This window comes from Streptomyces sp. NBC_01808, assembly GCF_035917395.1.
GTDB lineage: Bacteria > Actinomycetota > Actinomycetes > Streptomycetales > Streptomycetaceae > Streptomyces.
Map to the genome: position 1 here is coordinate 7532987 of NZ_CP109072.1, position 13923 is coordinate 7546909.

The following is a 13923-nucleotide window of genomic DNA, read 5'->3' on the forward strand; positions in this document are numbered from 1 at the left end:
CGGGCGGGCGCCGCCCGCGGTGTCGGACGCGTCACATTTCGGAGGTGTACGGTCCCGGGCGTGGGAGAGAGCGCTCTCTCACCACCGTCCGCCGGACGGTATAAAGGCTGCATGGCAACAGAACCCCGGCCGCCCGGCCGCCCCGCCACCCTGGAGGACGTGGCCCGGGTGGCGGGGGTGTCCCGGGCGACGGCCTCGCGGGTCATCAACGGCTCGCCCACGGTCGACGCCGCCCTGCGCCGCAAGGTGGAGGAGGCGATCACCGCCACCAGCTACGCGCCGAACCGGGCCGCCCGCTCCCTGGTCACCCGGCGCACCGACTCCGTGGCGCTGGTGGTCTCCGAGCGCGAACAGCGCCACGTCGCCACGCCGTTCATCGGCCGCATGTTCACCGACCCGCACTTCGGCCGCGTCCTCAGCGGGCTGCTCCAGGTGCTGCGCCCGGCCGGGATGCAGACCGTGCTGATGGTCGCCGACGACGACGCGTCGCGCCGGCAGGTGCTCGCGTACCTGCGCCAGGGACACGTCGACGGCGTCGTCCTCATCTCCTCGCACCCCGACGACCCGCTGCCCCGGATGCTCTCCGAGACGGCGCTGCCCACCGTGCTGGCCGGCCGCCCGAACCGCGCGGCGGCGCTGCCGTACGTGGAGGTGGACCAGCGCGCAGGCGCCAGGCTGGCCGCGGAGCGCCTGGTCGCCCAGGGGCGGCGGCTGATCTGCACGGTGGCGGGGCCGCAGGACATGCCGGCCGCGCAGGAGCGCCTTGAGGGGTTCCGCGCCGCGCTCGCCGCGCTGGGCGTGGCCGGACTGCCGTGGGCGGAGGGCGACTTCACCCGGACGGGCGGCGCCGCCGCGATGCGCCGGCTGCTCGCGGAACACCCCGGCGTGGACGGGGTGTTCGTCGCTTCCGACCTGATGGCGCTCGGCGTGGTGCCGGTGCTGCTGCGGGCCGGGCGCAGGGTGCCCGAGGACGTGGGCGTGGTCGGGTTCGACGACAGCGAGGCCGCGGAGGCGTCGGAGCCGGCCCTGACGACCGTGCGGCAGCCGGTGGAGGACATGGCCTGCGAGATGGCGCGGCTGCTGCTGCGGCAGATCAGGGAGCCCGCGGCCGCGCCGCCCTCGGTGGTCTTCCGCCCCACGCTGGTCGTACGCGAGTCGTCCTGAGCCCCGGGCCCGCGGGGCCCCCGACCCCGGCCCCGCCCCCCCGCGTCCGCGTGACCGGGGGCGGGGCCTGCGCACCCGCCGGTGCGGCTCAGGGGTAGGAGACGACCTTGGAGGGGATCGTCGACGTACCCGAGGTCGGCGCGCCGTGGTCGTTGATCACGTGGGCGTACTGCCCCTGACCGCCGAGCGAGACGACCATGATGTTGTGGAACCTGATCCCGGAGCCCGTCGGCGTGGCGAAGCCGTGCTCCTGCACGATGCTCGGGACGACGTTGTAGTAGCAGTAACTGCCCATGCCCCAGCCCTCGTGCTGGCCGACGTCGTCGGCGACCTTGTACGCGGCGTAGCCGCGCAGGCTGCCGTTCTGGATGGCGGCCTGGTCGGGCGCGTCGTACGCCTTCTCGTTCTGGAAGAAGATCGTCCGGCCCCGCTCACCGTTCCACTGCACGTCGTACTTGTTGAAGTGCTCGACGAAGAGCCCGGTCGTCAGCACGTCGTCGCCGTTGACGACGACGCCGTAGTCGCACCGGTTGGTCTCCCAGCCGACGCCGTCGCCGTGGTCGGCGCGCCACACCCAGGTGTGGTCGACGACCACGTGCCGGCTGTTGATCACCATGCTGGTGGTCGCCTTGCCGGGGCCCGCGCCGCCGATGCGGATGAACACGTCCTGGAGCGTCGTCGGGTTGTTCGCGTGGTCCGCGGCCGAGCCGTCCGGGCCGACCTGGAGCAGCACGTCGGAGTTCTGCGGCCCGGCGTCCAGCAGGAAGCCGGCGAGGCGTACCCCGTCGACGTCGGCGACGGTCATGGCACGCACGCCGCCGTCCGGGATGATCGTGGGGTAGCCGATGCCGAGCACCACGGTGTTCGCCCGCTCGATCGCGAGGGGCGCGTCGACGTGGTAGATGCCCGGCGTGAGCAGCAGGTGCTTGCCCTCCCGCAGGGCGGCGTTGATGCTCGCGGCGGTCGCGCCCTGCTTGACGACGTGGAAGTCGGACAGCGGCAGTGACTGCCCCTGCGGGCTGCCGCCGCCCCAGGTGGTGCCGCGGGCGTTGCGGCGCAGCGCGGGGAGGAAGACGCGGTACTCGGCGCCGTCGAGGTAGAGGAACGGCTTCTCGCGGGAGATCGGCGTGGTGTCCAGGGTGGTGTACGGCGGGTCGGGGAAGGACTGCGCCGGGGCGCCCTCGACGCCGGAGAAGACCATGTTCCACACGGCGTTGAGCCAGCCGCCGATGCTGCTGTCGCGGGTGTACCACTGCTGCTGCGAGTACGGCTGCACGGTGCCGTCGATGCGGCTGTCGGCGATGTAGCCGCCGCTGGCCCAGCCGTAGCCGTCGGGCGCGAGGTTGAGGTTGCCGCGCACGTGCATGCGGCGGAACGGGGCGGCCTGGGAGACGGCGAAGCGGTTGGTGCCGTTGACGGGGCTGAGCGACAGGTTCTCCGCGGAGCGCCAGAAGTTCTGGGTGGCGTTGCCCTGGAACCAGCCGGCGTCCACGGTGACGTCCCCGTTGATGTGCGTGTCGTCGGGGGAGAGGCCCAGGCCGATGATCGAGGTGTAGAAGCCGAGCTGGGCGTTGAGGCCGTTGTACGTGCCGGGCTTGAAGAGCAGCGCGTAGCGGCCGGTGCCGAACTGCGCCGACTCCTGCTGCCGGAAGATCTGGTCCAGCCGGCCCTGGATATCGGGCGAGGACGGGTCGAAGAAGATCACGTTGGGCCCGAGGTCCGGGTCGGCGAGCGGCCGGGCCGTGGACCGCTGCGGCGCCGCGGTCGCCTGGGAGACCGCCAGGCCCGTGGCCGGCACCGCGGCCGCCGCCGCGGCGGCGGCGAGCAGGGTGCGGCGGGACGGGCCGGATCTTGCGGGCGGAGCGGGCGAGTCACCGGTGGGGGGTACGCGCATGGGTCACGTCTCCTGAGTCGTCGGCTCTTCGATCAGGCTTCAAGGAATGAACGGTCGAGCGAGAGAGAGCGCTCTCTCGCGCCTGATTCGGTTTACGCCCGCGGGGGCGCGCCGTCAAGAGGATGCGCACACAACGGCCGTGGCGGCGTGGTGAGTTCAAGGAGTGTGCACAGGCGGGCCCGCCTTCCCGGGTGTTAAGCAACCGGGGTTGACTATCCGCCATTAGTCAACCTAGGTTGCCTGTATGGCAGACGACGATCCGGCAGACGCGCTGGCGGCGGTCGCGGCCCTGCGCCGCCTAGCCGACCGGCTGGAGGACGCCGCCGTGGAGCGGGCGATGCGTACCGGCTGGAGCTGGCCGCAGGTCGCAGAGGCGCTCGGCGTCACGCGCCAGGCGGTGCACAAGAAGCACGCCAAGCGGCTCATCGCCGCCGGCGTGACGCTGAGGAGGCGGGGATGAGCGCGTTCGACAGGTATCTGCAGGCGGTGCTCCTGACCGCGGAGGACGAGGCCCGCGAAGACGGCTCCGCGGCCATGGAGGCGCGGCACGCGCTGCTCGCGGTCGCCGCCCAGGACGGCACCGAGCCGCAGCGCCTCCTGGCCGCCGCCGGCCTCGGCCGCGCGGAGCTGAAGGCCGCGCTGGACCGGGAGTTCGCGCACAGCCTCGGCGCCGCGGGCGTCGCGCCCGGCGCGTTCGACCTGCGCGCCACCCCAGATCCCGGCCGCCGCCCGCAGTTCGGCGCCTCGCTCAAGCTCGCCCTGGACCGGATGGCCGGCGCCCACCGCAAGAAGGACCTCACGCCGCTGCACGTGCTGGACGCGCTCCTCCAGGCCGAGGTCGGCACCGTGCCCCGCGCGCTGGACCTCGCGGGCGTCGACCGGGCCGCCCTCGCCGCGCGCGTACGGGAGGCGCTGTGAGTTCCCTGAGTCAACCTCTATGCCGCCAGATTCGCCTCGGGATCGGGTTTGATCTTGTTGTTGGCTCGGTGGGTGTCGGGGTCGTAGCAGGTTCCGTCGCGCCAGCAGGCCCAGATCACACGCAGCCAGGCGCGGGCGAGGATGCGGGCGGCGTGGGGATGGCGCTTGCGGTCCGCTCGCGCGTCGTTGTAGATCTTCGCTGCCCAGTCGCTGGCGTGCCGGCTGTTGTCGGCGTAGCCGACGATGGCCAGTCGGGCACGGCGGTTGGCCGCGTGGCGGAAGCTCACCACGCGGGACTTGCCCGACGCCCGGGTCACGGGAACGACGCCGGTCTCGGCGATGAACTGTTCGCTGGTGCGGGAGCGTTCCAGGATCGGGCCGATCTCGCCGATGATCTGCCCGAGATTGATCGTGCCGATGCGGGGCATGGTCGCGAGGAGCGGCGCGTAGGGGTGCGAGGAGACGGCGTCGGCGATGGCCGTATCCAGCACCCGGATCGTCGCCCGGATGCTCCTGACCAGCTGGACCTGGACCCGGACGAGCTGCTCGATCACGCTCTCGCCGAGCCGGGATGCGGGCTGGGGAGCCGAGCGAAGGCGTTCGATCAGGACACTGCCGGGCCGCTTGCCGCTGTAGCTGTGGCGCTTGCACCAGGCTTCCAGCCGCCCGGCGGTGAGCCTGGCGGCCGAGGCCGGGGTCGGGTAGCGGTCCAGGAACGCCAGGGCGATGTCGCTGTCGAGGCTGGAGAAGACGGCCCTGCCGCCGGGCCAGTGCGCGTCCAGCAGGGCGGCGAGCTGGTTGACGGCCGCGATGCGGGCCGCGACATGGTCGGCCCGCTGCCGGGTCAGGGCCTGCAACTCCATCGTTGCCTGCCCGGTCGGCTCCAGACGGGGCAGGAAGTGCCCGTCGGTGCGCAGGTAGTCGGCGAGCTTGAGGCTGTCGCCCGCGTCGGTCTTGGCCTTGGAGGCGCCCCAGCGCGGGCGCATCGCGTGGAAGGCGTTCGGGTGCACCGGAACGACCGGGTGGCCGGCCTCGAGCAGCCGGTCCACGACCAGGCCGCGGGTGGTCTCGATGGCCACCGGCAGGTCCGCCGGGCTGCCGTACTTCGCGAGCTTGGCCAGCGTCCTGGCGATGCCTTCCTCGGTGTGCGTGAACTCCCAACGGGCCACCCGGGCACCGGTGTTGTCCATGACGGTCACGTCGTGGGTCTCGGTCGCCCAGTCCCATCCGATGTACACGAAAGACGTACTCCTGTGTCATGCGCGGAGCACCTGCCCGGTGGTGAGACCGTCTGCCGGGAGCTCATTAATCGGCCCTCTGCGGGGCGTGTCCCTGATGCCGATCAGACGGCCTCGGCCCGACGGGGCTGGCACAACTCACAGTGGCCATCGAATGGCTCGCGCCACAAGCCATGCACCCGCCGGGACCGAGAGGTCACAACCCTACCTGTGAGGGCTGCAGAAGGGATGGTCCTCTAATGAGCGCCGCCGCGGCCGTCGAGGTCGCGGGCCTGCGCATGCGCTACGGCGCCGCGGACGTCCTCCACGGCGTGGACCTGCACGTCCGGCACGGCGAGACGGTCGCCCTCCTCGGGCCCAACGGCGCCGGCAAGACCACCACGATCGAGATCCTCGAAGGCTTCAGGACCCGCTCCGCCGGCGAGGTCACCGTCCTGGGCGCCGACCCCGCGCAGGGCGACGAGCGGTGGCGCGCCCGCGTCGGCGTCGTGCTGCAGTCCTGGCGCGACCACGGCAAGTGGCGCGTCCGCGAACTGCTCGCCCACCTCGCCTCGTACTACGCCTGTGTCGGCCGCACCCCCTGGGACCCCGGCGAACTCGCCGACGCCGTCGGCCTCGGCGGCCGGGGCGGGCAGAAGATCCGTACCCTCTCCGGCGGCCAGCGCCGCCGCCTCGACGTCGCCATCGGCATCGTCGGCCGCCCCGACCTGCTCTTCCTCGACGAGCCCACGACCGGCTTCGACCCCGACGCCCGGCGCGGCTTCCACCGTCTCGTACGGGACCTGCACGCCGCCGGCACCACCGTGCTCGTCACCACCCACGACCTGCACGAGGCCGAAGTCCTCGCCGACCGCATCGTCATCCTCGACGCCGGCCGCGTCATCGCCGACGGCACCCCCGCGGAGCTGGCCCGCCGCATCGCGGGCGCCGACCGCGTCCGCTGGCGCCACCGCGGCCGGCCCCGCGTCCACGCCACCGACGACTCCACCGCCTTCGTCCGCGGCCTCTTCGAGCGCCACGGCGAGGAGATCGCCGAACTGGAGGTCCGGCGCGCGTCGCTGGAGCAGACCTACCTCGCCCTCGTCCACGCTGCGGAAGGCGCGGCCCCGCGCGCGGTGGACGGCGGCGCCCGGTGAACGCCTGCATGCTGCGCGCCGGGCTGCGGCGCGGCGCCATCGAGCTGCGCCAGTCGTTCACCAACGGCGCCGAGCTGTTCAGCCACCTGTTCTGGCCGCTGCTGATGCTGGGCGTCCTGTGGTTCCTGCGCGGGCGGGAGTTCGACTCCACCGGCTTCATGCTCGGTGCCCTGACCCTCCCCGGCATCCTCGGCATGAACGTGTCCTTCGGCATGGTCACCATGAGCCAACTGCTCACCGCCGAGCGGGAGGACGGCACCCTGCTGCGCGCCAAGGCCACCCCGAACGGCATGGGCGGCTACCTCGTCGGCAAGGTCGTCTCCGTCGCCGGCGGCCTCCTCGCCGACCTCGCGCTCTTCCTGATCCCGGCGCTCTTCCTCGTCGACGGCCTGCACCTCGACGGCGGCGCCTGGCTCCACCTGGTGGGGATCGTCGCGCTCGGCATGCTGGCGACGCTGCCCGTCGGGGCCGTGCTGGGCTCGGTGTTCGGCGACGCCCGCGCGCAGGGCCTGATCCAGCTCCCGGTGCTCGCGCTGATCGGGATCTCCGGCATCTTCTACCCGATCACCGCGCTGCCCGAGTGGCTGCAGTGGACCGCGCAGGTCTTTCCGCTCTACTGGCTCGGGCTCGGCATGCGCGCCGCGATGCTGCCCGACGCGGCGGTGGCGGTGGAGATCGGCGACTCCTGGCGGCAGGCCGAGACGGTGGGCGTGCTCGGCGCCTGGGCGGTGCTGGGCCTGGCGGTGGCGCCGGTGGTGCTGCGCCGGATGGCGCGGCGCGAGTCAGGTTCGAAGGTGGCCGCCCGCCGCGAGCGCGCGCTGCAGCGGGTGCTCTGAGCGCCGGTACGGGCCACGGCCCCGGCCCGTACCGGCGCTCAGGCCGTCGCGGCCGGGTCCAGCAGCCCGACCAGGGCGCCGATGTCCTTCGCCGCCCAGGCCCGCCGGAACTCCCGTACCAGCGCGGCGTGGTGCTCCGCCGCCGCGGGCCGCCGCGCCGTACGGACCCGGCGGCGGGCCGACGACGCCAACTGCCGGCACGCCGCGGGCGACCGGCCGACGATCCCGGCCACCTCCGCTCGGCGTCGGCCAGGGAGCCGAGCAGCCGGTAGGCGAGGTTGGTCAGCCGCCGCCGCTTGCTCGCGATCCCGGCGGGCCCCGGGTCGGGGCGGCCGTGCTGCGGCGCGGACGGTGTGGTCATGGTGCGGGTGCTCCTCGGTCGTGCGACAGGTCTCCCTCGTATGACGAAACGGGCCGCCGCACTGTGAGGCCGGGCCGCCGTCTCACACTTGGGGCGGCCGGTACGTCTTAGTCACAGGGCTCGCGCCGGGGAAGCGCGTGCTCCATCGTGAACCATCCACGAGCCGGACCGCGGAGTGAGAGGCCCACCATGGAATCCGAGAGCCCCGTCAAGGCGGCCGTCATCTACTACAGCGCCACCGGCACCGTGCACACCCTCGCACTCGCCGCGGTGGAGGGCGCGGAGAAGGCGGGTGCGGAGGTGCGGCTGCGCCGCGTGCCGGAGACGGCGGGGGAGTCGGCGATAGCGGCGAGACCCGAGTGGGCCCGGCACCGCGGCGAGACCGCGGAGGTGCCCGAGGCCGCCGTCGACGACCTGGACTGGGCCGACGTGGTGCTGTTCGGCACCCCGACGCGGCTCGGGAACATGTCCGCCCAGGTGAAGGCGTTCATCGACACCACGGGACCGCTGTCGTCCGCGGGCGGGCTCGCGGACAAGGTGTACTCCGCCTTCACCTCCGTCGACACCGCCCACGGCGGGCGGGGCGCCGGACTGCTGACGCTGGCCAACGTCTTCTACCACTGGGGCGGCATCATCGTGCCGCCCGGCAGCCCGGAGCCCGTCCCGGACGGTTCCGGGGACGGCCCGCCCGGCGACGTGGCGCTGGAGGCGGCCCGGTACCAGGCGTGGCGCGCCGTCACGACCGCCGCCGCGCTCGACGCCCGCCGCCCGCACCCCGTCTGAGGGCCGCGGCGGTACGGACCGGGCCCGCCGCCCGTACCCGTACCCCTGCCGACGGCAGGCGTGATCCGTACGGTCCGCTACGGCCCAGAGCGCCCGGCACCGTCCGTGTCCCGCTCCGTGTTCTGCTCCGTGTTCTGCTTCGGGTCCCGCTGCGCGACCTGCTCCGCGTCCGCCGCGCGCCCCGCCGACCACGCCCGCCACAGCGCCGCGTACGGCCCGTCCGCGGCCCGCAGTTCGTCGTGCGTCCCGCTCTCCGCGACCCGGCCCCCCTCCAGCACCACGACCCGGTCGGCCGCCGCGGCCTGGCTCAGCCGGTGCGCGACGACCAGCGCCGTACGCCCCTCCAGCGCGCGCTCCGCCGCCTCCTCCAGCCGCCGCGCGCCGAGGCTGCCCGCCTCCGCGGTCGCCTCGTCGAGCACCGCGACCGGCGGGTCGGCCAGCACCAGCCGGGCCAGCGCGAGCTGCTGGGCCCGGTCCGCCGTCAGCCGGTGACCGCCCTCGCCCACCACCGTGTCCAGCCCCTCCGGCAGCGCCTCGGCCCAGCCAAGCGCGCCCACCCGGGCCAGCGCCTCGCGCAGCTCCTCGTCGCCGGCGCCGGGCCGGGCCAGCCGCAGGTCGTCGGCGAGCCGGCCGGCGAAGACGTGCACCTCCTGGGTGACCAGCGCGACCGTGCGGCCCGACTCGTCCGGCGCCGCGCCGCCCACGTCGATGCGCCCGGCGGCCGGGACATGGATGCCGGCGAGCAGCTTGGCCAGCGTGCTCTTGCCCGCCCCGCTCGCGCCCACCAGCGCCACCTTCTCCTTCGGCCGCAGCTCCAGGTCCACGTCGTGCAGCACCGGCCGGCCCGGCTCGTACGCGTGGGACACCCCGCTGACCGACACCCCGACCGCGGGCCGCGGGCCCTCCTCGGGCCCCGGCCGGCCGGCCGGGGCCTGCTCGCGCGCGTCCACGACGCCGACCAGTCGCGCAAGCCCCGCCGTCGCCGCCTGCGCGTCGTCGAGGAGCACCAGCGCAACGTTCACGGGCCCGAACAGCGAGTGGAAGTAGAGCGCGGCGGCCGTCGCCGTGCCGATCGACGCAGAGCCGTCGCGCACCAGCACGTACCCCGCCACCAGCACCGCGGACAGCCCCAGGTACTCCGCCACGTGCAGCCGGTTGTAGAAGCCCATCAGCAGCCGCACCCCGCGCAGCCTGAGGTCCACCGCGGCGCGCGAGCGCGCGTCCACGCGCCCGGCGTGCAGCGCCTCCAGCCGGTGCGCGCGCACGGTGGCCGCGCCGCTGACGGTGTCGAGGAGCTGCTGCTGCTGCGCCCCGGTGGCGACGCGTTCGCGCGCGTAGAGGGGCACCGCGCGGCGGACGTACCAGCGGGCCGTGTACGCCTGCACGGGCACCGCGAGCAGCGCGGCGAGCAGGAAGCGCCAGTCGAGGACCGCCAGCGCGCCGAGCGTGAGGACGATGGCCAGTACGGAGGAGGCGAGTTGGGGCAGCGCGCCGCGGACCGCCTCGGCGACGCGGGAGACGTCGCGGGTGACGCGGGCGGTCAGGTCGCCGGAGCCGGCCTTCTCCAGCCGGTCGAGCGGCAGCCGCAGCGCGCGCTCGACGAACCGCTCGCGCAGCTCGGCGAGGACGGTCTCGCCGAGCCGGGAGACCATCGTCCGGCCGATCGCGGTCAGCACGCCCTGGCCGGCGGCCACGGCGACCAGCAGCACGACGGGCAGCGTGAGCGCGCCGGCCTCGCGCCGGTCGGTGACCAGGTCGACGATGTGGCCCAGCAGCGGCTGGGTGAGCAGCCCGACGGCGGTGGCCGCGGCCATCATCGCGAACGCGGTCCACGCCAGTGCCCGGCGCGGGCGCAGCAGTTCGCGCACGGCTGCGCGGGTACGGGCGGGGGTGGCGGTGGGGAGCAGGTCGCGGGCGTCGTCGCCGCGCCGGCCCCCGGGCCCGTCGGGACCCTCGTGCGTGTCGTCGTACGGGCCGGGCGTCGCGGTCATGCGAGCACCGCCGCCCGGTAGACCGACTCGTCGCGTACGAGGCCGGCGTGCGGTCCTTCGGCGGCGACCCGGCCGGCGTCGACGAACACGACCCGGTCGGCGACCGCGAGCAGGGCGGGGCTGTTGGTGACCAGCAGGGTGGTCATCCCGGCGCGGTGGGCGCGCAGCCCCTCGGCTATCCGGGCCTCGGTGACCACGTCCACGGCGGTGGTCGGGTCGTGGACGACGAGCACGGGCCGCCCGGCGTGCAGCGCGCGGGCCAGGGCGACGCGCTGCCGCTGCCCGCCGGAGAGGGCGCGCCCGGCCTCGCCGACCTCGGTCCCGCTGCCGCGGGGCAGTGCCCGGCACACCTCGTCGGCCGCGGCGGCGGCCATCGCGGGTCCGGGGTCGCGGCCGGGCGGCTCGGGCCCCGAACGGGCGGCGCCTGCAGGTGCCTTGCCGCCGTCCGCGGGTCCGTTACGGCCGGTGTCGCCTCCCGCGCCGCCGGCTCCGGTACGGGCGCCGCCCGCGGGTCCGCCGCCCGCGGAAGCCGTATCCCCCTGCCCCGCGCCCGCCGCCGCGACGTTCTCGCCCACCGTGCCCGCGAAGAGGTCCGCGTCGTGCGCCGCCACCAGGACCGCCGTCCGCAGCTCCGCCGGGTCGAGCCCCGTCAGCGGGACCCCGTCCAGCTCCACGACCCCCGCCGCCGGGTCCTCGATCCGGCCCAGGCACCGCAGCAGCGCCTCCGCGGCGGCCGGTTCCGTCGTCGCGACCCCGACCAGTTCGCCGGCCGCGATCGCCATGTCCACCTCCGTGAGCGCCCCGAGTGCCACGCCGCGCAGCCGCAGTTCGCCGCGGACCGGCTCCGCGAGCCGCCGGTCGCCGGGCACCACGGCAGGCGCCGCGGCCAGCACCTCGGCGACCCGCGCCGCCGACGCCCGCGCCTGGGCGAACTCGGCGTTGACGTACGCGAACACCTGCAGCGGCGTCAGCAGGAACTGCGCGAGCCCGACGGCCGCGACGAGCTGCCCCAGCGTGATGTCGCCGCTGAGCGCGAGCCGGCCGCCGACCAGCGCCACCAGCGCGATGAAGCCGCCGGTCAGCGCGAGCACGACGCCGTTCTGCCAGCCCTCGGCGCGCGCGGCGCGCAGCGTGGCGGCCAGCGAGTCGCGGCTGGTGGCCCGGTAGCGCTCGACGGCCGCGTCCCGCGCGCCGATGCCCTTGAGCACCCGCAGCCCGGCGATCAGGTCGGCGGCGACGCCCGAGGCGGTGGCCGCCTGCTCCTGCTCGGCCGCGCTGCGGTGCTCCAGCGGCTTGCTCAGCAGATGGCCCAGCCACAGCAGCACGGGCGTGCCGACCAGCACGAGCAGTCCCAGGGGTACGGAGATGAGCAGCAGCGCCACCGCGCTGACCGCCGCGCCCGCCAGCCCCGAGACGCCGACGGTCACCACCATGACGATGTAGCCGACGCGCTTGGCGTCGTCGGTGGCGATGTTCGCCACCGCGCCGGGCAGCCGGCCGCGCTCGGCGCCGCCGCGCGGGTCGAGCACCCGGCCCACCAGCTCCAGCCGCACCCGGTGCGCGGCGAGTTCCGCGGCCCGCTCGGACGCCTTGACCCCGAGGCGGAAGCTCAGCGCGAGCATGACGTACACCGCGACGAGCACGAGGAGCCAGCGCACCAGCGCGCCCGCGTCGTCCCCGGCGACCGCGTCGTCGATGACCATGCCGATGAGCACCGGTACCAGCGCCTCACCGAGCTGGTGCCCGACCGCCAGCACCGAGCCGATCGCGACACCGCGCCGCTGTCCCGCGATCGCGCCCTTCAGCACGTCCCGCCCCGACGGTTTCTGCACAGCCACCCGCCACCCCACCTCTTCCTCTCCCCACCCGGAACCGAGTAGGTAAGGCTAGCCTAAGTAACCGTTGGGTGACCCCGATCCCCGGGGTCCGCGAGCGGGCCCGCGGTCCCGACTCGGCCGCACACAGGGGCGGTTGGTGCCCCGCCGATCTCTTGACGCGGTGATCGCGTTGGGGAAGGTTGTTGCCCCGGACATGCGGGAGAGCCGGCCCGGCGCGGAGCGTCGCGGTGCCGGCCCGAGGAACAGAGGGGAGACCGTGGTGGACGAGGACTCCGTCGCCGTGGTGGGCGGGAGCATCGCGGGGTGCGCCACGGCGCAGGCGGTGGCGCGGGCGGGTGCGGGGCGGGTCACCGTCTTCGAGCGGGCCGGCGGCGAGCTGCGCGACCGCGGAGTGGGCATCGGCCTGCACGACGCGCGGTTCGCGGAGCTGGAGGCCGCGGGGTACGTGGACTCGTCGATGCCCTGGTCGGGACTGAACCGCCGGGTGTGGACGATCCGCGACGGAGACGCCGAGCTGGGCCACGGGTTCGCCGAGCAGCACTTCCCGTTCCGCTCCTACAACTGGGGCTCGCTCTGGCACGAGCTGCGCAACCGGGTGCCCGAGTCGGTCACGTACCACACGGGCGCGGCCGTCACCGCCGTGGAGCAGGACGCGGACGGCGCCACCCTCAAGCTCGCCGACGGCCGCCAGGAGCGCTTCGACGCGGTGATCGGCGCGGACGGGTACCGCTCGGTGGTCCGCGAGGCGATGTTCCCCGGGCTCGCCCCCGACTACGCCGGCTACCTCGGCTGGCGCGGCACCTCGGTCCCGGTCGCGGGCGACCCCGAGACGGACGGCGCCGAGGCGCGCGTGGTCGTCTTCCCCGGCGGCCACTGCATGATGTACCTCATCCCCGCCGCGGGCGGCGGCTTCCGGATGAACTGGGTGCTCTACGCCGTCCCGCCGGACGACCCCGACCTGCTGCTCGACCTGCGCACCCCCACCTCGCTGCCCCCGGGCCGGGTCGCCGCGAAGCTCACCGCGTACCTGCGCGACCTGGTCGCCGAGCACTTCCCGCCGTACTGGGGCCGGTGCGTGCTGCGTACCGCGCCCGAGGACTCTTTCATCCAGCCGATCTACGACCTGGAGGTGCCGCGGCTCGCCGTGGGCCGGCTGCTGCTCGCGGGCGACGCCGCCACCGTCGTACGGCCGCACACCGGCGGCGGCAGCGTCAAGGCGCTCCAGGACGCCACGGCGCTGGAGGCCGCCTGCCGCGCCGGGGGCGACTGGCCGGAGATCGCCGCCGCGTACGACGCGGACCGCACCGCCGTCGGCGCCGCCATGGTCGCCCTCGGCCGCCGGCTGGGCCGGGCCCAGGTCGAACAGACCCCGGACTGGCAGAAGATGGGGCAGCCGGAGTTCGACGCCTGGTGGCAGGAGCAGAACCGGGGTCCCGACCGCAGCAGCGGCTTCGGCGGGCAGCCGCTCAAGCGCGGCTGAGGGGCCCGGACTTGACCGCGCGGGCGTTCGAACTGCCCACCCATCTCTGAAATTTCAGACGGAACCTGATCGAATCGGCTTGATCAGAGGTAGAGATTGCATCTCCCTCTTGCATATTTTGATGTTGTACTCGCCCGTAACTTATACTTCCGACTTAGCATCAGACGCATCGCTCAGCCCACCCTCAGCAGGAGCGATGGATGCACCGACCCCCACATGTCACACCCTCCCCATCGCAAGGTAATCCCGTGTCAGCTTTACTGTGTCATGACCCCGACGTAGGG

At 74.4% G+C, this 13923-nt stretch carries 11 protein-coding genes and 1 pseudogene; 7 read left to right on the forward strand and 5 right to left on the reverse strand.

Going from position 1 to position 13923, the window contains the following annotated elements:
- The first annotated feature begins 111 nt into the window (after positions 1-111).
- A complete protein-coding gene (locus OG946_RS33090) occupies positions 112-1164 on the forward strand; it encodes a LacI family DNA-binding transcriptional regulator (RefSeq protein WP_326799621.1) in 1053 nt (350 codons plus the stop codon).
- Positions 1165-1252: 88 nt separating this feature from the next.
- Here OG946_RS33090 and OG946_RS33095 read toward each other — a convergent pair whose 3' ends face one another.
- Positions 1253-3058, reverse strand: a complete 1806-nt coding sequence (locus OG946_RS33095; RefSeq protein WP_326799622.1) for a coagulation factor 5/8 type domain-containing protein — start codon at positions 3056-3058, stop codon at positions 1253-1255.
- 244 nt (positions 3059-3302) lie between these two features.
- Here OG946_RS33095 and OG946_RS33100 point away from each other — a divergent pair, with 244 nt between their 5' ends.
- Both OG946_RS33100 and OG946_RS33105 read left to right on the forward strand, forming a co-directional pair.
- A complete protein-coding gene (locus tag OG946_RS33100) occupies positions 3303-3518 on the forward strand; it encodes a hypothetical protein (protein ID WP_101420395.1) in 216 nt (71 codons plus the stop codon).
- Positions 3515-3976: a Clp protease N-terminal domain-containing protein gene (locus tag OG946_RS33105; RefSeq protein ID WP_326799623.1), complete on the forward strand. Its 462-nt coding sequence runs from the start codon at positions 3515-3517 to the stop codon at positions 3974-3976. The genes OG946_RS33100 and OG946_RS33105 overlap by 4 nt, the downstream gene beginning before the upstream one ends.
- 17 nt (positions 3977-3993) lie before the next feature.
- On the opposite strand, the gene OG946_RS33110 is transcribed toward OG946_RS33105, so the two are convergent.
- On the reverse strand, positions 3994-5214 hold the full coding sequence (locus OG946_RS33110; RefSeq protein ID WP_326796008.1) for an IS110 family transposase: 1221 nt from the start codon (positions 5212-5214) through the stop codon (positions 3994-3996).
- Between the two features lie 239 nt (positions 5215-5453).
- On the opposite strand from OG946_RS33110, the gene OG946_RS33115 reads away from it, so the two are divergent.
- A complete protein-coding gene (locus OG946_RS33115) occupies positions 5454-6350 on the forward strand; it encodes an ABC transporter ATP-binding protein (protein WP_326799624.1) in 897 nt (298 codons plus the stop codon).
- The gene (locus OG946_RS33120) at positions 6347-7186 is read left to right on the forward strand and encodes an ABC transporter permease (protein ID WP_326799625.1); all 840 of its coding nucleotides are present in this window, start codon (positions 6347-6349) and stop codon (positions 7184-7186) included. The genes OG946_RS33115 and OG946_RS33120 overlap by 4 nt, the downstream gene beginning before the upstream one ends.
- 41 nt (positions 7187-7227) lie before the next feature.
- Here the strand turns inward: OG946_RS33120 and OG946_RS33125 are convergent.
- Positions 7228-7425: pseudogene (locus OG946_RS33125) on the reverse strand (RNA polymerase subunit sigma-24); the annotation flags it as partial.
- Positions 7426-7736: 311 nt separating this feature from the next.
- On the opposite strand from OG946_RS33125, the gene OG946_RS33130 reads away from it, so the two are divergent.
- Entirely contained in the window at positions 7737-8330 is a 594-nt protein-coding gene (locus OG946_RS33130) for a flavodoxin family protein (RefSeq protein ID WP_326799627.1), read from the forward strand.
- Between the two features lie 77 nt (positions 8331-8407).
- Here OG946_RS33130 and OG946_RS33135 read toward each other — a convergent pair whose 3' ends face one another.
- Together OG946_RS33135 and OG946_RS33140 are read right to left on the reverse strand one after the other, a co-directional pair.
- Positions 8408-10321: an ABC transporter ATP-binding protein gene (locus OG946_RS33135; protein WP_326799628.1), complete on the reverse strand. Its 1914-nt coding sequence runs from the start codon at positions 10319-10321 to the stop codon at positions 8408-8410.
- A complete protein-coding gene (locus tag OG946_RS33140) occupies positions 10318-12159 on the reverse strand; it encodes an ABC transporter ATP-binding protein (protein ID WP_326799629.1) in 1842 nt (613 codons plus the stop codon). Before OG946_RS33140 ends, OG946_RS33135 begins: the two co-directional genes overlap by 4 nt.
- 259 nt (positions 12160-12418) lie before the next feature.
- Here OG946_RS33140 and OG946_RS33145 point away from each other — a divergent pair, with 259 nt between their 5' ends.
- Positions 12419-13639: an FAD-dependent monooxygenase gene (locus tag OG946_RS33145; RefSeq protein ID WP_326799630.1), complete on the forward strand. Its 1221-nt coding sequence runs from the start codon at positions 12419-12421 to the stop codon at positions 13637-13639.
- The last annotated feature ends 284 nt before the right edge of the window (positions 13640-13923 follow it).

Excerpts from the sequence above, each read along its gene's own strand:
- OG946_RS33090 (WP_326799621.1), top strand. The coding sequence starts at position 112 with ATGGCAACAGAACCCCGGCCGCCCGGCCGCCCCGCCACCCTGGAGGAC.
- OG946_RS33095 (WP_326799622.1), bottom strand. The coding sequence starts at position 3,058 with ATGCGCGTACCCCCCACCGGTGACTCGCCCGCTCCGCCCGCAAGATCC.
- OG946_RS33100 (WP_101420395.1), top strand. The coding sequence starts at position 3,303 with ATGGCAGACGACGATCCGGCAGACGCGCTGGCGGCGGTCGCGGCCCTG.
- OG946_RS33105 (WP_326799623.1), top strand. The coding sequence starts at position 3,515 with ATGAGCGCGTTCGACAGGTATCTGCAGGCGGTGCTCCTGACCGCGGAG.
- OG946_RS33115 (WP_326799624.1), top strand. The coding sequence starts at position 5,454 with ATGAGCGCCGCCGCGGCCGTCGAGGTCGCGGGCCTGCGCATGCGCTAC.
- OG946_RS33130 (WP_326799627.1), top strand. The coding sequence starts at position 7,737 with ATGGAATCCGAGAGCCCCGTCAAGGCGGCCGTCATCTACTACAGCGCC.
- OG946_RS33135 (WP_326799628.1), bottom strand. The coding sequence starts at position 10,321 with ATGACCGCGACGCCCGGCCCGTACGACGACACGCACGAGGGTCCCGAC.